The following is a 21,675-nucleotide window of genomic DNA, read 5'->3' on the forward strand; positions in this document are numbered from 1 at the left end:
TATTGAAATCAATTCTTCTCTTTTTCTTGTTTTGTTTTTACGGAGTATTTGCTCAAACAAAAGCTGTGGTATCAGGTACTATAAAGTCTTCTGAAAATGAAAATTTATTTGGTGCTGCAATTTCTTTTACGGTAAACAATATCGATTATTATGTACTAACTGATAGTATTGGTTTTTTTTCAAAGAAGATTCCTTTGGGAAAGATTAACGTTGCGGTAAAACATCAAGATTATGTAGAAAAGCATTTTTATTTTGATTTATCGAAGGATACATTGATTTCGATTAGTTTAGAAAAGGAGCGTTCGGTTTTAAATGAAGTTATAATTACCAATACTAAAAAAGCAGGAATTACTAATTTATCAGGAGGGAAGCTGTCTTTTAATCTAAAGGAGTTAGTCAATGTGCCAACTGTTTTGGGTACTACAGATATAATTAAAATTTTACAACTTACTCCAGGGGTTCAAAATTCAGGTGATGCTAATGGGTATTTGTATGTGCGAGGCGGTGATCCTGGGCACAATGCAATTTTATACAGTGGAACTCCCGTATATGGAATGTCACATTTATTAGGCATTTTTCCTTTTTATAATACAGATCATATCAAAGAAGTTGAGTTTGACAAATCTAGTTCGAACTCAAAGTATGGTGGAAGATTAAGTTCAACAACCCAATTGTTGCCCAATAAAATCTTACCATCCGATTTTTCTGTTCAAGGAAATATTGGGATTTTGGCTTCTCAAGTAACGTTAGCTGCTCCGATAAACAGTAAAACCGGTTTTTATATTTCTGGAAGAAAAACATACATTGACGAAGTGGTGGGGCCGTTGCTAAAAAAAGGTTCAGAGAGTAATGATGTAAATGGTATGAATTATGGGTTTTCGGACGGTAATTTTACTTTTTTATCTCAACTATCAAAGAAAAATCTGTTAACTATTGATGCTTTTGTAAGTGCTGATGCATTGCAAGTCAAAGATGGTAATTTAGCTTTGAAAACCAGTCTAAAATGGAGTAATTTTATTGTTTCTCCAACTTTGGGTACTACCTTTTCTTCAAAAGTATCCATGTCAAATGCTTTTTATTTTAGCCAATATTCTAATGATTTGCGTATGGATCAGGCTACAATTCAGTTTGGAGTTTCTTCTTATGTCAAAGATTTTGGATTTAATAACTCCTTAAAATATTTCATCAAAAACATACCTATTGAATCGGGTTTTCAGTACGTTCTACATAATTTGCAACCGCAAAAAATTAGCATTAAAAATTTAAATGATTCCAGTAATGCTTTTCAAGACAGTAAAATCAATTCAAGTGAGGCTGCGGTTTTCACAACAATTAAACCAAAGATTACAGATCATTTCAATGCAGAACTAGGTGTTCGCATTAATTATTATTTTTCTGGAGCAAAAACTGATTCCTACCTTCATTTTCAGCCGCGTATTTTGTTGAATTACGCTACTGACCACGCATCTTTTTATGCTTCTTACAACAAACAATATCAGTATTTGAGTATGATAACAACCTCAAGTGTTGGTATTCCTACTGATTTTTGGATAGCAAGTTCTGATGGAATTAAGCCACAGGCATCAGATGAATTTTCTGTTGGCTCTAGTTTGAATGTTGCAAAAAACCTAGTCTCAACGTTTGGAGGTTTTTACCGTTCGATGAAAGATTTATTAGAATATCCCTTTGGTGTCACTCAGTTTAATGAAACGACAACACTCAAAAACGACTTACTTGTTGGAAAAGGAGAAGCCTACGGTTTTGAATTGATGCTTCGGAAAAATAACGGCAAGTTCAATGGTTGGCTTAGTTATACACTGAGTTGGTCAGATCGGAATTTTGATGAATTGAATAACGGCAATACTTATTTCGCAAAATATGATAGGCGACATAATCTTTCATTGGTTGGAATCTATGATTTAAATCCAAAGTGGAATTTTGGATTGACGCAAGTCTTTAGTTCTGGAAACCGTTTTACAATGCCAACGTCGTGGTATTTTATCAATAATAACCCAGTCAAAGAATATTCAGCATATAATAATGCACAGATGCCCAATTATATCAGAACAGATCTTTCTGTGAATTACTTTTTTATGAAAACTAATACAAAAGAGAGTGCATTGAATTTTTCAATTTATAATACTTTTAATATTGATAATCCCATTTATGTGGTTTTGAATATTCAGGTGAATGATGATAGAAAAAGTGTAATTGTGAAACAAGAGAAAAAGGTGTTGTATCGAATCCTACCCTCAATTAGTTGGAGATTTAAATTTTAATCAATGAAAAAATGTTTGTTATTTCTTCTGGCTCTACTATTAGTTCATTGTTCTAAAGATGATTTTAATGCGACAGTGAAAGCTGAATCAAAAATTGTAGTAGAAGGATGGATTGAGGAAGGAGATTTTGCTCAGGTATTGTTATCTAGTAGCATTCCTGTTTCTGAAGTTATTGATTCTACAAATGTTTTGAATCATGTTATAAGGTCGGCTAAAATTACGATTTCAGACGGGGTTAATTCAGAAGTTTTGAGGGTGAAGAATGATAAGGATAGAGTGCCTCCATTTGTGTATTATGGTACAACTTTAAAAGGAGAAGCTGGTAAAGAGTACTCATTAAAAATTGAATATTTAAACCGGATCGTTGAGGCGGTTACAACGATACCCAAAAGTGTTAAGCTCAATTCGGCTGAGTATATTAAGAATAAAATTACTGATACTACAGGCTATGTTTTTGTAAAATTTGAAGATCCTTTAAATGATAAAAACTATTATCAAATTGCCACAAGGATTGATAAGGAAGAACCCATTTTTGTACCTTCATTTTATGGAAATTTAGATGATAAAAATTTTCAAACTTCGGCTATCGCTCTACAAATTAATAGAGGTGTTTTGCTTTTTCCTAAAACTAAATTCACTCCTTATTTTGCAGACGGAGATCTTATTTTTGTGAAGTTAAGAACTCAAAACAAAGAAGCGCTTGATTTTTGGAACAGTTGGCAAAATGAAATTGTAAACAGTAGAAACCCAATTTATCCTTCTAATACGAGTTTAAAATCAAATATTAGAGGAGGTATTGGAATTTGGGCAGGTTATGGTCAAAGCACTTTGGAAGTGAAAACGCCACCAAAAAAATAAAGCCGATTTGAGCAATTCAAATCGGCTTTACAGTTTTAATACTTCTTTTTATTTGTCAAAAGCTTTGATGAAATCTTCAAATTTCGTCTCTAATTTTTCAAATCCTTCTGAGAAATAAGTGCTCATGGCTACTTCGGTATTGTCATTGAATTTCAAGTATAATTCTTCATCATAATATTGAATGATAGTACCACCGTTTGGATTGTAGTCCCAATATCCACCATTGGTATATGATTTGTCAACTACCCAAAGATCAGCCATCATTTTATAAGTAGATCCTTTAACGGCACGTTTTACTAATTCAGCTATTTTTGTGCCATCTTTTTTAGAAACTAAAGTTAGTTTGAAGTTCTTGTTAAAGTTTGTAGCATTACCTTCAGCGAATTTTATTTGATAAGCATTTATATCTGTAAAATAAGTTTTTGTTTGAAAATCAACAGTTGGTAAGCTTTTTTCTAAGGCCAATTCATCAGTCGCTTCAGTCGCTAAATCCATGTTAGCAACAATCACAAAATTATCCATGATTTGAACCAATCCATTAGCTTTTCCTCTGTATTGAGTTAAATTGTCATCCTCGATCAATTTGTCAATACTTGCAGTACTTCCAGCATTAAAAGAAACTAAATTTTTCCCATTGAAAGTAAAGGCAGCTTTTGAAGTGTTTTCTGTTGCTTTTGTTCCACTCATTTCCCAAGCGTAACCATCGTTAAGAGCCATTTTGTATGCAAATTCATTCGGAACTTCTTTTCCGTTAGCATATTTGGCGGTTTGTGTGAATGTAGCTGCTGATACATTGTCAATGGTTAAAACAGCATCTGCGGCTGTCGGTAAAAAGATGTAATCATTAACCTCTACACCAGTCTGCCAATTGTAGCTGTCTTGAATTTTTACTTTCACATCAGAAGCTGTTCCTTTAGTAGAAAAAGTTGCATTGTTGGTAGTTAAAGATGCTTTAGCAGGAAAAATAAATTTTAATTCACTTGTAGAAGAAGTTTTTGTCCAAGTGTTTTTTGAAGCATTCCAAGTATAAATTCCGTAAACTCCTGCAGTATTGATGATGTCTTCTACTGAATTGTCATTTTTTCCGCTAAAAACATCAACCGAGCTAACATCTAGTAATCTAGCTAAGTTTTGTAAGGCTTCAATCGCACCCGAGCTTTTTGATTTGTCCATTTGAACTAACATTTCATTGGCTTCTGCTTCTAGTTTAACCTTTTGTTGCTCTGGTGTTAATTTAGAATAAGGTTGCTTAACGATTTCTGCAATTTGTTCTGTAAGGCTTTTTTCAGACTCTGGAGTTTTTGGTTCATCGTTTGTACACGAAACTGTAAGTTGGGCAACAACAACAGATAATAAAAAGATCTTTTTGATCATAGTAATAATTTGTAATGGTTAATAAATGATTTGAGTAATTTTTGTTATAAAAATCTTGCACAAAAGTAGGGTTTATTATATTTCTTACAATACCTACTTTTAGTGATATTGACTCAATTTTGCACATAATTTTAATGAGGGAGATTGTTTATATTTGTGTCGATTTAAATTTAAACAATGTTACACTCAAAAATAGAAGGTATAGGTCAACCTTTAGTGATTCTTCATGGTTTTCTGGGCATGTCTGATAATTGGAAAACCTTAGCTACTCAATTTGCAGCCAACGGATATCAGGTGCATCTTTTGGATTTGCGCAATCACGGACGCAGTTTTCATTCAGATGATTTTAGTTACGAGTTAATGGCGCAAGACGTGTATGAATACTGCCAAGCCAATCATTTGCAAAAAATCAATATCATCGGACATTCCATGGGCGGAAAAGTAGCCATGTTGTTGGCTACGAACTATCCTGATTTGATACAAAAATTAATTGTAGCTGATATTGGGCCCAAATATTATGCACCACATCATCAAGAAATTTTGGCAGGTTTAAATGCGGTTGATTTTTCTACCCAACCCAGTAGAAATGAAGTCGACGCCATTCTAACTGCGCATATCCCAGATTTTGGTACCCGACAATTTCTGCTCAAAAGTTTGTATTGGCAAGAGCCAGGGCAATTGGCGTTCCGATTTAACTTGGCCGTTTTTAACCAAAAAATAACCGAAATCGGAAAAGCATTGCCAGAGCAAAACGTCTTTACAGCACCAACACTTTTCATTCGCGGAGGTAATTCTAGCTATATTTTAGATGAAGATCTAGAAAAAATTCAGCATCATTTTCCCAACATGCAATTGCAAACCATTCCCAATGCAGGCCATTGGTTGCATGCCGAAAATCCCACCTTATTTTATCAATTTTGCATCGATTTCCTTCAATAAAAACTAATCACCAAAAAACCATACACTATGAACATGTTATTGCGTCTTTTTATTACCGCAGGTCTGGTATTGTTACTTTCTCACCTCATTTCAGGTGTTCATGTTGAAAATTTCACCACTTCATTAATCGTGGCTTTCGTTTTGGGTATCATCAATATCTTTATCAAGCCCATTATGGTGGTATTAACTTTGCCATTTACCCTTATTACTTTTGGATTATTTCTATTAGTAATCAATGGTTTGGTGATTATTTTATGCACCAAAATTGTTGGCGGATTTGTAGTCGATTCCTTTTTATCTGCGCTAATTTTTAGTTTGGTGCTTTCCTTTTCACAATCTGTGGTTTACAAACTGATCATCAAAGAATAAGAAGCATTATTCATCATCATAATAGAAATGGGGTGGAGTTCTTGCTTTTTTTGGAGCAAAAACAATTGGCATTTTTAGGAGAAAAGTCCCGTTATCCGCTCTATCTTTAGGGTCGAACCCCGACCCTAAAGGATGTCGCTACTACCGGGGCTAGGGAGTTACAATGGGCTTTTTAACTCACAAAAAAGGGAGTAGTAGTATATTTCTTTCGTCCTAAGAACGCCTTAACTAACCGTCAATCCTTCAAAACCATGTTGCAACTTTCAGAACTCTGGATTTATCCCATCAAATCATTAGGAGGTATTTCATTAACACAAGCACAAGTCACCGACCGCGGATTAGCACACGATCGCAGGTGGTTGTTGGTGGATGAGAGCGGCATGTTTTTGTCCCAACGTGAGCATCCCATGTTGGCGCTTTTTCAGCCTAGTTTTGATGGAAATGTCATGGTTGTCAGTTTTCAAAAAACGGCAACTTCTGTTGAGATACCTTTGCGTTATGCAGATCATCAAAGCCTTTTTACGGTCACCGTTTGGGAAGATAGTGTACAAGCTTTTGAGGTAGATCCGGCAGTGTCGACTTGGTTTAGCCAGTTGTTGGGCTTTTCGGCTCGCTTGGTGTACATGCCCGACCAAAGCCATCGAAAAGTAGAATCAAAGTATGCCATCAGCCCGAACGACATCACCTCGTTTTCGGATGCGTATCCATTTTTGATCATCGGACAATCGTCGCTTGATGATTTAAACAATAGATTAAAAAAACCGATCTCAATGAATCGCTTTCGCCCCAATTTTGTGTTTACAGGAGGTGAACCTTATGAGGAAGAAACATGGTCTGAATTTAAGATAGGTGCTGTTACTTTCTATGGTGTAAAACCCTGCGGGCGCTGTGTCATGACTACCGTGGATCCAACAAAAGGAGTGGTTTCTGGAAAAGAGCCACTAAAGACGCTTGCTAAATATCGCCTTCAAGGTAATTCGGTTATTTTTGGTCAAAATGCTATTGGTACGGGAGCTGGAGTCCTTTTTTTGGGAGATGAGGTGACTGTTGTAGTTAGTAAATAGGAATTGGGGCAAACCCAAAAATAAGCTAGTGTTCCTAGCTTTATATAAAAACATTGAACACTAGCGAATGATTAAGTGATGTTTTATGGCTTACTTTTGTTTTGTGCTACTTTTCGCATTAGGGATTACTTCACTTATACTATTTTCATAGGAGTTCAGTGAACTTCGTTTGCAGTGAAAATCCTTTTTGAGGCTTTTTCTGACTCAAAAAGATTGTAACGTAAAGCCCGACTCTTGTGGTAATGCCCAACTATTGAGAGGTGAAAAATGCTGTTTTATTGTAGTATTAAACGCATTTTAATTAGGCATCTTGTTTGGTGTCTGTAATCACAATTTCTCTTAGTAGCACGCCTTGTGGCAATTCGTAAGCAAATTTGATAGTAGTGGCTACGTCTTTGGCGGTAATATTCACGGCGCCAACGGTTTCTTTCCATTGGTTGTACCCTTCAATGATTTTTTTGTCGGTGGTGTGTCCTAAAAGTTCAGTGGTTACTGCTCCGGGCTCCACTACAATAACACGAACGTTGTGTGCGCTCATTTCCATTCTAGCCGTTTGGGTAAGGCCTCGCACGCCATATTTTGAAGCGCAATACGCGGCGTGATTTCCAAAAGGTTGCATTCCAGCTATCGAAGAAACGTTGATAATGGTGCCACATTGTCTGGCTTTCATATCGTTCATTACAATTTGCATTCCATTCATTACTCCAATAATATTGAGGTCTAGCATTGCTTTCCATTCTGCAGGATCTTGAGTGGCAATATCGCCTAAAAGCATGATTCCAGCATTGTTGATTAGTAAATCGGTTTTTCCGTACACTGCTTCTGCTTCTCTAATTGCGTTTTCAAAGCCATTTTTATCAGTAACATCAACTTTTCTGCAAATTGTATTAGGAAGGTTAAGGGCTTCCATTTTTTCTACTCTTCTGGCCAAAAGCAATAGCGGATAACCGCTTTTTGAAAATTCCTTAGCCATTTCAAGTCCAAAACCCGAGCTAGCTCCTGTAATAACGATGAGTTGTTTGTTCATGATTTTTTGTGTTTTGATAGTAAAATTAAGCATAAATCAACTTTTGGTTCTTGTTTTTGATAGATTATAACATAATTTTAAACAAATTAAGTTCTTGTTTTTCAATCCAAAAGGTTGAGAATAAAAAGCTTGTATGGGTGCTGAAAATTTTATAATTTTGCCACCCAATTTTATTATGTAAATCAAAGAAGAAGATGGATATCAAAAGAGTAGCTATAGATGCTGTGACTGAAACGATTGTGATGACTGTGGTACACATGGATTACAAAGGTCAAGTAGCCAAAAGAATCAACGAGAAAATGCCTTTGGCACAAGTTAAAGGATTTAGAAAAGGGGCTGTGCCTAAAGATTTGGTTGAAAAACAATACGGAAAACAAATAAAAATTGAAGAAGTTAAGAAGGTAATTGACTTAGCTTTGGAGCGTTACATTCAGTCTGAAAGATTAAACTTATTAGGTACTCCTCTTGCAAAAGAAGATGAAAACAGAGATTGGTCTGCTGAAGAATTGACTTTTGAGTTCGAAATTGGTTTAGTGCCTAATTTCGAATTGGATTTAGAAGCTAAAAACGACATCGTAAAATACATCGTTACTGCTGATGATAAATTAATTGACGGTCAAGTAGCTCGTATTCAAAAACAATTCGGAAAAGCAATTCCTCAAGAAGTAGTAGCTGCAGGTAATGATTTAACTGGAGTTTTTGCTAGCGAAGCAAACGGAATCAACAATGCTACATCTATTTCTTTGGATACTTTCAAAGATAAAGCGACTCAAGACTTATTTATTGGTAAAAAAGTGGGAGACGTTGTGACAGTAAACACTAAAGGTTTATTTGAAGACGATCACCAATTGATGGACTACTTAAAAGTAGGTCATGATAATGTACACGATTTAGCGGTTGATGTTGACTTTACAATCGAAGCAATCAATGCTTCTGAGCCTGCTGAATTGAACCAAGAATTGTTTGATAAATTATTCGGAGAAGGAAATGTAGCTTCTTTAGAAGATTTGAAAGCAAAAATCAAAGAAGATGCTGAAGCACAATTCGCTCAACAATCGGATCAAAAATTATTAGCTGATGTTCAAAACTTTTTGATTGACAACACTAAATTCGATTTGCCAGCTGAATTCTTGAAAAAATGGTTGCAAACTGTTGGAGAAAAGAAATTGACTCCTGAAGAAGCTGAAGTTGAATATGCACGTTCAGAAAAAGGATTGCGTTTTCAATTGATCGAAGGTCGTGCTATGGCGCAAAGCAATATTCAAATTACTTTTGAAGATTTGAAAACGTTCACTACCAACGCTATCAAACAACAAATGGCACAATTTGGACAAGCAAATGCTTCAGACGAAGAAGTACAAGGAATTGTAGCAAGAGTATTGTCTAATCAAGAAGAGGTGAAAAGACTTTCTGACCAAGTGGTAGCGGCTAAATTATTGGAATTGTTCAAAGAAAAAGCGAATCCAACAACTAAAGAAGTTACTTACGAAGAGTTTATCGCTGCTTCTTACGGAGAATAAAGTAAAGTTTGAGGTTTGAAAGTAGAAGTTAGTAGTTTTTATTGCTGAAAAGAAAATAAGAACTTTATGATTTCATTTGAAAACCTAAACGATAAAAAATAGTTATATTTGAGCGTCAAAAGAATATTTTTTTGACGCTCTTTTGTTTAAATAGTAAGGATTCATAAGTATGCCTTAAACTTTTAAACTTTAAACTTTTAAACTTTAAAAAAATGAACTACGGTAAAGAATTTAAAAAATTTGCTACAAAGCACCAAGGAGTTAATGCTTTATATTATGATAAAATCGTAGCGGCAATGAATCCTACGAACATGACGCCTTATATTATTGAGGAGCGTCAGTTGAATATTTCGCAGTTAGACGTTTTTTCTAGATTGATGATGGACAGAATTATTTTTCTAGGAACAGGAATCGACGATCAAATTGCTAATATCGTGCAAGCACAATTGTTGTTTTTAGAAAGTGCTGATGCTTCCAAAGACATTCAAATTTACTTGAATTCTCCAGGGGGAAGTGTTTATGCAGGTTTAGGAATTTATGATACGATGCAGTATATCAAACCTGATGTAGCTACTATTTGTACAGGTATGGCTGCTTCTATGGGAGCGGTTTTGTTATGTGCAGGTGCTGCAGGAAAACGTTCGGCTCTGCCACATTCTCGAGTAATGATTCACCAACCTTCAGGAGGAGCACAAGGTGTCGCTTCGGATATGGAAATCAACTTACGCGAAATGTTGAAATTGAAAGATGAATTGTATAAAATCATTTCACACCATTCAGGGCAACCTTTTGACAAAGTATATGCAGATAGCGAGCGCGATTATTGGATGATCTCTGATGAAGCCAAAGAATACGGAATGATTGATGAAGTTTTAAGAAGAAGTTAAATTAGTCTTCAGTGTTCAGGTTTTTAGTATTCAGTTTTAAGAATAAGTTATGTGTTTTTAATACTAACAATTTCTTGTAAAACCGATACTGATGACTAAGCACTGACCACTGACCACTAAAAAAAAGATGGCAAAACAACAGTTACAATGTTCTTTCTGCGGAAGGAAAAAATCGGAGACAAGTCTATTGATTGCTGGTATTGATGCGCATATTTGCGACAAATGTATCGAGCAAGCGCATGGCATTGTTCTCGAAGAAATCAAATCAAATGGCAGCTCGAAATTGTTGGGCGATTTGATTTTGAAAAAACCAAAAGAAATTAGAGCGTTTTTGGATCAATATGTTATTGGTCAAGAACAAACCAAAAAGGTGATGTCCGTTGCCGTATACAATCACTACAAACGTTTGATGCAACAGCAATTAGACGATGAAGTAGAAATTGAAAAAAGTAACATTATCATGGTGGGGCAAACAGGTACAGGAAAGACTTTGGTCGCCAAAAGTATTGCCAAAATGCTAGATGTGCCTCTTGCGATTGTTGATGCTACGGTGTTGACAGAAGCAGGTTATGTTGGGGAAGATGTGGAGAGTATATTGACGCGTTTGTTGCAAGCGGCAGATTATGATGTTGCTAAAGCAGAACGTGGAATTGTATTTATTGACGAGATAGACAAAATTGCTCGTAAAAGCGATAACCCTTCCATCACTCGTGATGTTTCTGGTGAGGGAGTGCAACAAGCGTTATTGAAATTGTTAGAAGGAACTGTGGTGAATGTGCCGCCAAAAGGTGGACGTAAACACCCTGACCAAAAGTTTGTTGAAGTGAATACTCAAAATATCTTGTTCATTGCTGGTGGTGCTTTTGACGGAATCGAAAGAATTATTTCAAAACGTTTAAACCGTCAGGCAGTAGGGTATTCTACCTCTAAAAACGAGGATAATATCGATAAAGACAATTTGTTACAATACATTATTCCAAAGGACATCAAAGATTTTGGGTTAATTCCTGAAATCATTGGACGTTTGCCCGTGCTGACACACATGGATCCTTTAGATAGAGCTACATTGAGAGCGATTTTGACGCAACCCAAAAATGCCTTAATCAAACAATATGAAAAGTTATTCTTGATGGACGAGGTAGCTTTTAGTATCACTGATGAAGCACTAGATTTTATTGTGGATAAAGCTTTAGAATATAAGTTAGGAGCTCGTGGATTACGTTCCTTATGCGAAGCCGTGTTAACTGATGCGATGTATGAATTACCAAGTTCAGATGATAAGGTCTTAGCCATTGATAAAGACTATGCTCAAGAAACCTTGAATAAAAACTTATTGAAACGATTGGAGATTGCTTCTTAAGGAATTTCAAGCGCAATGAAAAGTAAAATAAAGCTCAAAAACGAATGTTTTTGAGCTTTATTCGTTAATGATTTGATCTTAAAAGAGGTCGTTTGTTTCGGATTTATTCATAAACGCAGATGGTTTAAAACATTCTTTCCACTTTTGATAAAAACACGAAAGTCCTTTCTTTTCAGCGTAAGAATCCCGATTTTTGGCACTCATTAAATTTTGCAAAAAATGACAGTAGAAGATAAAGAAATAATTTTGTTAAAGGTTTCAGGTCAGGATAAATTAGGAGTAACCGCTGGCTTAACTTCTATTTTGGCTACTTATGGGGCTACTATTTTAGATATTGGTCAAGCCGATATACATGATACATTGTCTTTAGGTATTCTATTCGAAATTGAAAAGGGATCCAATTCTGGTCCAGTGTTGAAGGATTTGTTATTCAAAGCTTACGAATTGGGCATCAAAGTAAAGTTTACTCCTGTTACCATTGAAGACTATGAAAATTGGGTAAAAGCGCAACGTAAACAACGCTATATTATCAATGTTTTAGGGGAAGAATTAACTGCGGTTCAATTATCTGCAGTGACTCAAATTTTATCCAATAATAAACTAAACATCGATTCAATCATACGATTAACAGGAAGAGCCTCCGTGGTCGAAAAAGAAGAATATCCTCGTTCTTGTATTCAATTATCCGTAACAGGAAGTTTATTGGACAAAACCGCAATGACGTCAAGTTTTATGGACGTGTCTCGCGATTTGAATGTGGATATTTCTTTTCAAGAAGATAATATGTACCGTCGTAATCGTCGTTTGGTTTGTTTTGATATGGATTCGACATTAATTCAAACCGAAGTAATCGATGAATTGGCGGAGTTGGCTGGAGTAGGGGAAGAGGTTAGAGCCATTACCGAGTCGGCAATGAATGGCGAAATTGACTTTAGTGAAAGTTTCAAAAAACGTATGGCGCTTTTAGAAGGCTTGAGCGAAGAAGTTTTGCAAAATGTAGCCATCAATCTTCCAATTACCAAAGGCGCTCATCGCTTGATGAAAGCCTTGAAGTATTATGGATACAAAACAGCCATTCTATCGGGAGGGTTTACTTATTTTGGAGAATATTTGCAAAAAGAATTGGGTATCGATTATGTGTATGCCAATCAATTAGAAATTAAAGACGGAAAGTTAACGGGCAATTATTTAGGAGAAATCGTAGACGGTCAAAAGAAAGCCGAATACTTAAAGGCAATTGCTGAAAAAGAAGGCATTCATATCAACCAAACCATAGCCGTAGGAGACGGTGCTAATGATTTGCCTATGTTGAATTTAGCGGGACTTGGAATAGCTTTTCACGCTAAACCAAAAGTAAAAGAAAGTGCTTCGACTTCCATTTCGAGTTTAGGATTGGATGGTGTCTTGTATTTATTAGGTTATCACGACCGACACATTGATATGATGCAGGAATAGTGTCTGTAAAACAACCTTATTTTTGTCAGTTCGAGGTTTAATTTTTATTCTAAAAAAAGCAATATAAAATGACATTTGCATTGTCAGGTTGAGCGCAGTCGAAACCCTTCTTAAACAAAAACGTCAATGGTAGCGCGGTCGAGAACAATCAATCTCCACTGCGCTCGATTTGACAAAACGATAAAAAAAGGTTACAGTAAATTCTAATCTATTTATAGAAAAACAAAATCCCATTTACCAAGTGTAAATGGGATTTTTAGTTTTAAAAGAAGTCGGGATGACTGGATTCGAACCAGCGACCCCTAGCACCCCATGCTAGTACGCTACCTGGCTGCGCTACATCCCGAGAGGGGCCGAAATTACTATTAAAAGTAAAAAGGACAAAGTAAATTGATGTTTTTTTTTAAGGGTGTTAATTTAAAAATGTAACTTTATTGAATTCAATTGGTTAAAGTAAATTATGATATAATGAAAACATTACAATTTTCAATTTTGATTCAGGCCACAAAAGAAAAAATTTGGTCCGTTTTGTGGGATGATGCTACTTACAGAGAATGGACGTCTGCTTTTTGTGAAGGAACATACGCTCTTAGTGATTGGGAAGAGGGAAGTAAAATCCATTTTTTATCACCCAATGGCGAGGGAATGTATAGCCTTATCCAAACAAAACAAGAATATGAGTATATGGCTTTTAAGCATTTGGGAGAATTGAAAAATTTTCAGGAAATGCCTATAGATGAAGCGACTCAATTATGGAGTGGAGCAATGGAAACCTATCGATTAACAACAACACCAAATGGGGTTTTACTCGATGCGACGATGGATTGTTTAGCACAATATCAGCAGTATTTCGAAGATACTTTTCCTAAAGGTTTAGCCATTGTAAAACAACTTTCAGAAACTAAATAGTGTAAAATTATGACAGCAATCAATCCTTATTTAATTTTTAATGGTAATTGTGAAGAAGCCTTTTTGTTGTATCAATCTGTGTTTGGTGGTGAGTTTCAATCTGTGAGCAGGTTTGGAGATATGCCTCAAAGCGATGGGTCTCCATCGCTATCTGAGGAAGACAGTAACAAGATTATGCACATTTCTTTCCCTATTGGTGCTCATTATGTTTTAATGGGTAGTGATAGTAATAGCGTTTCGGGTGCAGTTGCTTTTGGACAAAACATTTCATTATCAATCAATGCATCGAGTCGAGAAGAAGCTGACAAATTTTTCAATGGTTTAGCTCCTAACGGTGTTTTGACCATGCCCATGAGCGATACTTTTTGGGGCGCTTATTTCGGAATGTGTACTGATAAATTTGGGATAAATTGGATGGTAAATTATGATGAAATCAAGGCGGAATAGATGCACAGATTAAAATGATTTCTCTATTTAAATTAAGAGCCTAATTTTTTAAAAAAAATTAGGCTCTTTTAGATGTTTATTAATTTTGCAATTCTTTCAATTGTTCCAGGTAGTCTCTTTGGTTAGAAAGACGCGGAATTTTGTTTTGCCCGCCTACCTTATCTCTTTGTTTTAGCCAGTCATAAAATAGATTTTCTCGCGCAACATTAATGATCAAAGGGTTTAAGGTCATGTTGTTGTAGCGTTTGGCCTCATAATCTGAATTTAGCGATTGCAAGGTGGTGTCTAACATTTGATGAAAATGATTCAAATCTTTGGGAGGTGTTTTGAACTCAATCATCCATTCGTGAGCACCTTTTTGTTTGCCTTCCATAAAAATGGGGGCCACAGTATAGTCTACAATTTCTGCTTGGGTCGCTGCGCACGCTTTGGCTAGTGCTTGATCGGTGTTTTCCACCATTAACTCTTCGCCAAAAACATTAATATGATGTTTGGTTCTTCCGGTAACTCGTATTCTATAAGGGCTTAGCGAGGTAAATCGAACGGTATCGCCTATCAAATAACGCCATAACCCGCCATTGGTGGTGATAACCATAGCATAGTTTTTAAATAATTCCACCTCGGCTAAACGGACTACTTTTTGGTTAGGCGTACCATAAGTATCCATTGGGATGAATTCGTAAAAAATTCCGTAATCCAACATCAACAACAAATCGCTCGAATAATTTAAGTCTTGTATGGCAAAAAAACCTTCGGAGGCATTGTAAATTTCATAATATTTAAAGTCGTTTTTTGGTAAAATTTTATGGTATTGTTCACGGTATGGATCAAAACTCACGCCACCATGAAAGTAGACTTCCAGATTGGGCCATAATTCGACCAAATTAGATTTGCCAGTTTCTTCTAGCACTTTATTCATCAAGACCAACATCCACGATGGCACACCGGCAAAGCTTGTAACGTTCTCTTGTATGGTTTCTTTGACAATGGCGCTCATCTTGGTTTCCCACTCGCTCATTAATGATATTTTGTTGCTGGGGGTGCTGCTAAACTCAGCCCAAATGGGCATGTTCTCGATCAAAATAGCCGATAAGTCTCCAAAGAAGGTATTGTTGTTTTCATAAATTTGAGAGCTACCACCCAAACGAAGACTTTTTCCTAAAAACATCTCCGAGTCTTCATTGTTGTTGAGGTACAAGCACAATAGATCTTTACCGCCTTTGTAATGACAATCTTCTAACGATTCTGGACTCACAGGGATAAATTTACTTTTGGCATTGGTGGTACCACTCGATTTGGCAAACCATTTTATGGGAGTTTCCCAAAGAATATTTTGCTCTCCTTGGCGTGTTTTTTCGATCAAAGGCTCTAAATCTTCATAACTTGAAACAGGAATACGATCTGCAAATTCAGCATAGGATTTTATGGAACTGTACTCATATTTTTTTCCTATAAGGGTGTTTTCTGAGGAACGAAGTAAATTCATTAGTACTTCTTCCTGAACCTCATTGGGATATTTTATGAATAATTCAATTTGATGAATACGTTGTTTTAAGAACCAAGAAGCAATAGAGTTAATTATAGATAGCGGCATGAAGGTGCTTTGTTTTAGGAATTAGACTGCAGTTTTTAGATTTGAAAGTATCAGCACAAATGCTAACTTTGCAGTAATCCCAAAAATAGTGTTTTTTGTAAAAAAATGTTCAATTTGTTGGAATATTCTATTGCCAAAGTTAGGTTAAATGGAAGTAAGCAATAACATAATCCCACCACTCTAAAATGATATACGAAGGAGTACTCTCTAAAATGCCCACCGAACTCGGAAATCCTATTCAATATTATTTGGTTTTCGAATCCAGTTTTCTAAATCTCAATCAGTTGTTACATAAAGAAATAAGCATCCAATTTGTAGGGTATCAATGCTTGAATTGCGGGAAAAAGAAAAAAATATTTCGTCAAGGGTTTTGTTACGATTGTTTTTATTCTAGCGCGTCGGTTGGTGATTGGATCATGAAACCCGAATTGAGTACTGCTCATTTAGGTATTGAAGATCGTGATTTGGTTTACGAACAAAAAGTGCAGTTACAACCGCATATTGTGTATTTGGCCTTGTCCAGCGAAGTCAAAGTAGGAGTAACGCGCAAAACTCAAATGCCTACTCGTTGGATTGATCAAGGCGCCGAAAAAGCCATTGTAGTGGTTGAGGTTCCGAATCGATACTTGGCAGGAATTACCGAGGTAGCATTGAAAAATCATTTTGCGGATAAAACCAATTGGCGTAAAATGTTGACGAACAATTTTGAAGCGGTTGATTTGGTACAAGAGAAGGCAAAAGTACAAGCTTGGCTTCCCGACGAAGTGCAAGAGTATTTTTCTCCAGAAAAAAATGAAATCACCCAAATGAATTATCCTGTAGTCAACTATCCGGCCAAAGTAAACAGTTTGAATTTGGATAAAACCCCAAGCTATAAAGGACAGCTTATAGGAATCAAAGGACAATATTTGTTGTTTGCTGACGGCACTGTTTTTAATGTTCGAAGCAACGAAGGTTATGTTGTTCAAATAACAGTATAAAAAAGAACAAGCCTCAAAAAATCATTTTGAGGCTTGTTCTTTTAGGAAATAGTGTGGTTGTTATTCTTTCTTTTTGCCAAAAAGGCCATTGATTAGTTTGCCGGCTTGTGCTTTTATGGCTTCTGTTTTTTGATCTTTGGGTGTTGCCGTTTTGGAGGTATCCGACGATTTTGTGTTTTTGTTGATCAAATCGGTCAAAGCAGCGGAGCCTTGTTTTTTTAGTTTTTCTTTTTGTTGATTTGCTAATTGTTGGGTCAAATTGACCACTGCACTTTTCATGTCTGTACTGATTTTTGGAGCAGCAAAACTTCCGCTAAGTAAGGCGTTGATTGGTATGTTTTCTAGTTTTGAAGCATCAGCAGCGGAAAGTTTAGTAAGTAAAGCAGTGGCTTCTGATCCTAAATATTTAGCAGGAACATCTAATTTAATGTTGTAATTCATAGCTTGGTCAAAGCCGTGAGTACCGCCAATAGTCGCTTTGATGTCTTGGTATTTAATATCAAATGGTTTAACGGTTACTTTACCATCTTTAAAGGTTAATGCCGCTTTTAAGTCGTTTAGATTTACTTTTTTAAGGTCAATAAATTTGATATTGTTGTCTAAAGCATTCAATACTGTAGAGTTGCCAGAATTGACTGTAGTCGAAAGTAATTGCCCTAGTAGATCACCTGATATTGTTTTTAAATCAGGAGTCATTTCATTGGCATTAAGGTTACCAGATAATTTAATGGTAGAATTGAGCTTGCCACTTATTGCACCTGCGATTGGGGCAATTTTCTTTAGCATATCGAGTTGTGTAAATGTTTGGGCAATATCAACTTTATGAAGACCTAAATCCATGTTGAATTTTGGAGTTTTCTCTTTTGTTGACACCATTCCATTCAAGCCGATTTGCCCTCCAAAAATATTTGTTGTAACATTTTGTAAAGTAACAGCTTGGTCTTTAATGATTAATTTTCCAGAACAATCTTTCAATGTTAGGTTGTCATAAAATACAGTATTCGCTTTTGCAGTAAGGCTACAATTTAAAAAAGCTGGTATTTTTAGCGCTTCGGGAGTTGCCTTACTTTCTGTTTTGGTTGGTGCGCTAGTGGTCATGAAATCAGCCACTGCAATTTGATTAGAACTCAAGGCAAAGTTCCCTTTTAGTTCTTGGTTTCTAAAAGCAAAGCCATAAAAATTATCCAAAACACCAGTAACGCTAAGGTCACTTTTTCCAGTTGTAGCTTTGAATTCTTGTAGATTCACACGACTAGGATTGAATTGAATTTTGGCACTGTTGATGTTCATGCTTTTGCCATTCTCGTCGGTATATTTGAATCTAGTAAGGCTCGCATTACCGGCATTCTGAATGTTTTGGTATTGACTTTTTTCTACCGAAGCCATATCGAATTTTGTAGTGACATCGGCTTTTAAAATACCTGCAAGCGGTTTTTCTAGTTGTATCGGATACGCTTTCGAAAGATTACCTAGATTGATGGTCCCTTTCAATGAGGCATCAATCAATGCATTTGTTGCTACATTTTTGATATGGGCTTTGGTACTAAATACATCTTGATCGATCGTAAATGAAAGTTGGTTCAAATTCACGAAAGTATCGTCAAGAAGCCCAGTCTCATTAATTATTTTAGTATCAATAATAATGTTTTTGACAGATTTCGGTAAGTCTGGATATTGAAAAGAAGCATTGTTGGAAGCAATAGCAATGTTGAATTTAGGAATACTTGTTGCCGATTTTAATCCTTTTGCAAAACCACTTACCGTAAATTCTCCTGAGGTTTTTACGTTGTCAATACTGCTTCTGTAAGCAGCAGGAATAAGTCCTAAAAAGTTTTTGAACGAAGAAGTAGGTGTTTTGAATTTTAAATCAAATTGTTGTCCTGCGTTTACTAATTGAATAAAACCATCAAATTCAAGCGGTAAATCGTTGATTTTGGCTTTGTTTTCTTTGAAGGTGTATTTGCTGTTTTTTAAGTCAATAGCTAGTACGGCATCCAAGGAAAGAACTACGTTATTGATGTAGTTCATTTTGTCCATAGTTAAAGAAACCTTAGTGGTCGTTTTCGTATCTAAATCTAGTAGATCATTGGTGAAATCTCCTGTTCCCCTATGATAAATACTGTCGAGAACCATTTTTATTTTTGCCCCTTCATCAGTGAATTTAAATTTTAAATTCTCCACCTCGTATCCTTTTAGTTGAAGCGCCAATGGTTTACTTTTACTATCTTCCTTCGTTTCTTTGTTTTTCAAAGCAATGTCATAATTACCTATGCCTTCTTTGTTGATGATCACATGGATTAAAGCGTTTTTTGTAGCAATTTCGCTGATTTGCATCGGCTCGTTTTCTCCGTTAAAAAGCTCCATTATTGACATTTTTAAATCCAATTCTTCCATTGCCACCAAAGTGTCTCCTGCGAAGGGTGCTTTGTTGATGATGGCCAATTTTTGAATAGTAATGTTGGCATTTGGAAAATTTTTAAACAAACTCAAATCGGCATCGTTGAATTTCACGTTGGCATTGACACCTTCGTTAATGGTTTGGCTTATTTTTGTTTTAATTTGATCTTTGAATAAATACGGAATACTAAATGCAACGATTATCAATACGAGCAATACGATTCCAGAAATTTTTGCTATTTTTTTTACCATGATTTTTTTGAGGTAGGTTAAGTTTTTTGTTTTTTAGATATGGGCTTACTTCTTGGCGATAAATCGAAAGTTTATCTTATGAACTCAAATGCCACGAATGTATCCGTGGCATTTTGTGTCTGGTTGTAAATTTAGCTCCAAAAGGGAGGATGTTTTTGGACTACTGAATGGTAATCTCAAAAGGCATAAGGGCTTGTACTCCCTTGCGATTTTGAAAGCGTTTTACTTCTTGTAAAAGGCGGTAATTTTCTTCGCCAATTTCTTCTTTTACAAATGTTGCTTTTGATTTTGCAAAAGGGAAATTTGCAAACAATTCTTCAAAGTCTTTCTTGAATTCAGGATAGTTTATAGTGCTGTACGATTTGATTTTGGCTAATCGTGCGGCTTCTGCCAATGCTTCGCGCATGCCGCCAATTTTATCCACCAAACCAAGTTTTATGGCTTCGCTACCGGACCATACTCGGCCTTGGGCAATAGCATCTACTTGGGCGGGTGTCATTTTTCGACCTTGTGCAACGTGCCCGATAAAAGTGGAGTACACTTGCTCTACGCCTTCCAATGTAACGGCTTTAAATTTGTCGTCAATAGGTACAAATGGACTGTAGTTTGATGCATTTTCGTGTGTGCGTACTTGTTCAGAATGAATGCCATAACGGTTGGCAGCTATTGAAAAGTTTGGTAAAACCCCAAAAACTCCAATGGAGCCTGTAATGGTATTTTTTTCGGCAAAAATCGTGTTGGCATTACAAGCAATATAATATCCACCAGATGCTGCATAATTCCCCATAGAAACCACAATAGGTTTTGTTTTTTTGGTCAATTCAATTTCTCTCCAAATTAAATCAGAGGTTAAGGCGCTTCCACCCGGACTGTTCACGCGCAAAACTATTGCCTTTACGTCTTCATTTTTTCTCGCTTCTTGAAGGGAACGACGCATAGCTCCTTCACCAATTTCATTCACATCGCCTTCGCCACTTCCAATTTCGCCTTGTGCATAAATAATGGCAATGGCATCATTGGTTTCCATGTTGATTGAAGTGGTGGCGGTTTTCTGAGTGTAATCTGTAATGGAAACGGTATTGTAATCTTCGTCTTTGGCTACTTTTAAAATTTTTCTAATGGCATCATGATACACATCTTCATAAGCTATTTTATCAATTAATTTTTCTGCTTTTGCCATTTCTGGAGTGCGCGCCAATAATCCATTGGCAATTTCATTGAGTTTAGCCACAGGAATATTTCGGCTTTTTGAAATGTCCTCCACAAGGTTGGCCCAAACGGATTGGAGTAATGCTGTAGTTTGTTCTCTATTGGCATCGCTCATTTTATTTTCTAGAAATGGTTCAACGGCGCTTTTGTATTTGCCGTGACGAATCACTTCCATTTTTAATCCTGATTTGTCTTGGAAATCTTTGAAAAACATCACTTCGGTAGACAATCCTTTAAAATCCAATTCACCAACCGGATTCAAGAAAATTTGATCGGCTACAGAGTTCAAATAATATTCTTTTTGCGAATAACTATTGGAATACGAGTAAATGAATTTTCCTGATTTTTTAAAACGATCTAAGGCATCACGCAATTCTTTACTTTGCGCCATTCCTAAATTAGAGGTGGTATTCAAAATAGAAATTCCTTTGATGTCAGGATCGGTTGCTGCAATTTCAAGCGCATTGATCACATCGATCAAACCTGTTTTCTTGCGTTCTGAAAACGCAGCGACCCAGGGATCTGTAAATTTCCCAGAATAATCAAGGGATAGGCTCTCTAAATTCAACTCAATAACTGAGTCTTTTTTAACTTCTACTGTTTCTGAATCACCGCCAAAAATCACTCCTAGCAAGATAATTCCGAAGAAAGAAAGCATCATAAATACAAAAATACCAATTACGGTAGCCAATACATTGCCTAAAAATCTCATAATTAATTGTTTAAAATAAGTAAGTCGTACTTCTCATTTGAAT

At 36.0% G+C, this 21,675-nt stretch carries 17 protein-coding genes and 1 tRNA gene; 12 read left to right on the forward strand and 6 right to left on the reverse strand.

What is annotated here, in order from left to right:
- Positions 1-2 precede the first annotated feature (2 nt).
- Both BXU11_RS03670 and BXU11_RS03675 read left to right on the forward strand, forming a co-directional pair.
- Positions 3-2,279 carry a TonB-dependent siderophore receptor gene (locus BXU11_RS03670; protein WP_078211045.1) on the forward strand — a complete coding sequence of 759 codons (2,277 nt, stop codon included), beginning with the start codon at positions 3-5 and terminating at the stop codon, positions 2,277-2,279.
- 3 nt (positions 2,280-2,282) lie between these two features.
- Entirely contained in the window at positions 2,283-3,137 is an 855-nt protein-coding gene (locus BXU11_RS03675; protein ID WP_078211046.1) for a DUF4249 domain-containing protein, read from the forward strand.
- Positions 3,138-3,185: 48 nt separating this feature from the next.
- On the opposite strand, the gene BXU11_RS03680 is transcribed toward BXU11_RS03675, so the two are convergent.
- Positions 3,186-4,511 carry a hypothetical protein gene (locus BXU11_RS03680; protein WP_078211047.1) on the reverse strand — a complete coding sequence of 442 codons (1,326 nt, stop codon included), beginning with the start codon at positions 4,509-4,511 and terminating at the stop codon, positions 3,186-3,188.
- Between the two features lie 177 nt (positions 4,512-4,688).
- Here BXU11_RS03680 and BXU11_RS03685 point away from each other — a divergent pair, with 177 nt between their 5' ends.
- The 3 genes from BXU11_RS03685 (at position 4,689) to BXU11_RS03695 (ending at position 6,883) form a co-directional block, all read left to right on the forward strand.
- Positions 4,689-5,450 carry an alpha/beta fold hydrolase gene (locus BXU11_RS03685; protein WP_078211048.1) on the forward strand — a complete coding sequence of 254 codons (762 nt, stop codon included), beginning with the start codon at positions 4,689-4,691 and terminating at the stop codon, positions 5,448-5,450.
- 27 nt (positions 5,451-5,477) lie between these two features.
- A complete protein-coding gene (locus tag BXU11_RS03690) occupies positions 5,478-5,819 on the forward strand; it encodes a phage holin family protein (RefSeq protein WP_024980440.1) in 342 nt (113 codons plus the stop codon).
- Positions 5,820-6,070: 251 nt separating this feature from the next.
- Entirely contained in the window at positions 6,071-6,883 is an 813-nt protein-coding gene (locus BXU11_RS03695) for an MOSC domain-containing protein (protein WP_078211049.1), read from the forward strand.
- A gap of 301 nt (positions 6,884-7,184) precedes the next feature.
- On the opposite strand, the gene BXU11_RS03700 is transcribed toward BXU11_RS03695, so the two are convergent.
- Entirely contained in the window at positions 7,185-7,943 is a 759-nt protein-coding gene (locus BXU11_RS03700) for an SDR family oxidoreductase (RefSeq protein WP_223253663.1), read from the reverse strand.
- Positions 7,944-8,104: 161 nt separating this feature from the next.
- Here BXU11_RS03700 and BXU11_RS03705 point away from each other — a divergent pair, with 161 nt between their 5' ends.
- From BXU11_RS03705 to serB, 4 genes are all read left to right on the forward strand, one after another.
- Positions 8,105-9,430 (forward strand): trigger factor, encoded by a 1,326-nt coding sequence (locus tag BXU11_RS03705; RefSeq protein ID WP_078211050.1) that lies wholly within the window; start codon positions 8,105-8,107, stop codon positions 9,428-9,430.
- Positions 9,431-9,642: 212 nt separating this feature from the next.
- Positions 9,643-10,317, forward strand: a complete 675-nt coding sequence (gene clpP, locus BXU11_RS03710) for an ATP-dependent Clp endopeptidase proteolytic subunit ClpP (RefSeq protein ID WP_078211051.1) — start codon at positions 9,643-9,645, stop codon at positions 10,315-10,317.
- Between the two features lie 127 nt (positions 10,318-10,444).
- The gene (gene clpX, locus BXU11_RS03715) at positions 10,445-11,677 is read left to right on the forward strand and encodes an ATP-dependent Clp protease ATP-binding subunit ClpX (RefSeq protein WP_024980445.1); all 1,233 of its coding nucleotides are present in this window, start codon (positions 10,445-10,447) and stop codon (positions 11,675-11,677) included.
- A 219-nt stretch (positions 11,678-11,896) separates the two neighbouring features.
- Complete coding sequence (gene serB / locus BXU11_RS03720; protein ID WP_024980446.1) at positions 11,897-13,132, forward strand: phosphoserine phosphatase SerB; 1,236 nt, start codon at positions 11,897-11,899, stop codon at positions 13,130-13,132.
- 272 nt (positions 13,133-13,404) lie between these two features.
- On the opposite strand, the gene BXU11_RS03725 is transcribed toward serB, so the two are convergent.
- Positions 13,405-13,478 (reverse strand) — tRNA-Pro (locus BXU11_RS03725).
- A gap of 122 nt (positions 13,479-13,600) precedes the next feature.
- On the opposite strand from BXU11_RS03725, the gene BXU11_RS03730 reads away from it, so the two are divergent.
- Together BXU11_RS03730 and BXU11_RS03735 are read left to right on the forward strand one after the other, a co-directional pair.
- On the forward strand, positions 13,601-14,041 hold the full coding sequence (locus BXU11_RS03730; RefSeq protein WP_078211052.1) for an ATPase: 441 nt from the start codon (positions 13,601-13,603) through the stop codon (positions 14,039-14,041).
- Between the two features lie 9 nt (positions 14,042-14,050).
- Complete coding sequence (locus BXU11_RS03735) at positions 14,051-14,488, forward strand: VOC family protein (RefSeq protein ID WP_078211053.1); 438 nt, start codon at positions 14,051-14,053, stop codon at positions 14,486-14,488.
- 79 nt (positions 14,489-14,567) lie between these two features.
- On the opposite strand, the gene BXU11_RS03740 is transcribed toward BXU11_RS03735, so the two are convergent.
- Positions 14,568-16,082 (reverse strand): GH3 auxin-responsive promoter family protein, encoded by a 1,515-nt coding sequence (locus BXU11_RS03740; RefSeq protein ID WP_078211054.1) that lies wholly within the window; start codon positions 16,080-16,082, stop codon positions 14,568-14,570.
- Between the two features lie 185 nt (positions 16,083-16,267).
- Here BXU11_RS03740 and BXU11_RS03745 point away from each other — a divergent pair, with 185 nt between their 5' ends.
- Entirely contained in the window at positions 16,268-17,062 is a 795-nt protein-coding gene (locus BXU11_RS03745) for a DUF2797 domain-containing protein (RefSeq protein ID WP_078211055.1), read from the forward strand.
- Positions 17,063-17,122: 60 nt separating this feature from the next.
- On the opposite strand, the gene BXU11_RS03750 is transcribed toward BXU11_RS03745, so the two are convergent.
- Entirely contained in the window at positions 17,123-19,711 is a 2,589-nt protein-coding gene (locus BXU11_RS03750) for an AsmA-like C-terminal region-containing protein (protein WP_078211056.1), read from the reverse strand.
- Positions 19,712-19,871: 160 nt separating this feature from the next.
- Positions 19,872-21,632: a signal peptide peptidase SppA gene (gene sppA, locus BXU11_RS03755; RefSeq protein ID WP_078211057.1), complete on the reverse strand. Its 1,761-nt coding sequence runs from the start codon at positions 21,630-21,632 to the stop codon at positions 19,872-19,874.
- Positions 21,633-21,675 lie beyond the last annotated feature (43 nt).

The organism is Flavobacterium sp. LM5, assembly GCF_002017945.1.
Taxonomy (GTDB): domain Bacteria; phylum Bacteroidota; class Bacteroidia; order Flavobacteriales; family Flavobacteriaceae; genus Flavobacterium; species Flavobacterium succinicans.

Excerpts from the sequence above, each read along its gene's own strand:
- BXU11_RS03685 (WP_078211048.1), top strand. The coding sequence starts at position 4,689 with ATGTTACACTCAAAAATAGAAGGTATAGGTCAACCTTTAGTGATTCTT.
- BXU11_RS03690 (WP_024980440.1), top strand. The coding sequence starts at position 5,478 with ATGAACATGTTATTGCGTCTTTTTATTACCGCAGGTCTGGTATTGTTA.
- BXU11_RS03675 (WP_078211046.1), top strand. The coding sequence starts at position 2,283 with ATGAAAAAATGTTTGTTATTTCTTCTGGCTCTACTATTAGTTCATTGT.
- BXU11_RS03740 (WP_078211054.1), bottom strand. The coding sequence starts at position 16,082 with ATGCCGCTATCTATAATTAACTCTATTGCTTCTTGGTTCTTAAAACAA.
- sppA (WP_078211057.1), bottom strand. The coding sequence starts at position 21,632 with ATGAGATTTTTAGGCAATGTATTGGCTACCGTAATTGGTATTTTTGTA.
- BXU11_RS03695 (WP_078211049.1), top strand. The coding sequence starts at position 6,071 with ATGTTGCAACTTTCAGAACTCTGGATTTATCCCATCAAATCATTAGGA.
- clpX (WP_024980445.1), top strand. The coding sequence starts at position 10,445 with ATGGCAAAACAACAGTTACAATGTTCTTTCTGCGGAAGGAAAAAATCG.
- serB (WP_024980446.1), top strand. The coding sequence starts at position 11,897 with ATGACAGTAGAAGATAAAGAAATAATTTTGTTAAAGGTTTCAGGTCAG.
- BXU11_RS03750 (WP_078211056.1), bottom strand. The coding sequence starts at position 19,711 with ATGGTAAAAAAAATAGCAAAAATTTCTGGAATCGTATTGCTCGTATTG.
- BXU11_RS03745 (WP_078211055.1), top strand. The coding sequence starts at position 16,268 with ATGATATACGAAGGAGTACTCTCTAAAATGCCCACCGAACTCGGAAAT.
- BXU11_RS03705 (WP_078211050.1), top strand. The coding sequence starts at position 8,105 with ATGGATATCAAAAGAGTAGCTATAGATGCTGTGACTGAAACGATTGTG.
- BXU11_RS03680 (WP_078211047.1), bottom strand. The coding sequence starts at position 4,511 with ATGATCAAAAAGATCTTTTTATTATCTGTTGTTGTTGCCCAACTTACA.
- BXU11_RS03735 (WP_078211053.1), top strand. The coding sequence starts at position 14,051 with ATGACAGCAATCAATCCTTATTTAATTTTTAATGGTAATTGTGAAGAA.
- BXU11_RS03700 (WP_223253663.1), bottom strand. The coding sequence starts at position 7,943 with ATGCTTAATTTTACTATCAAAACACAAAAAATCATGAACAAACAACTC.
- clpP (WP_078211051.1), top strand. The coding sequence starts at position 9,643 with ATGAACTACGGTAAAGAATTTAAAAAATTTGCTACAAAGCACCAAGGA.
- BXU11_RS03730 (WP_078211052.1), top strand. The coding sequence starts at position 13,601 with ATGAAAACATTACAATTTTCAATTTTGATTCAGGCCACAAAAGAAAAA.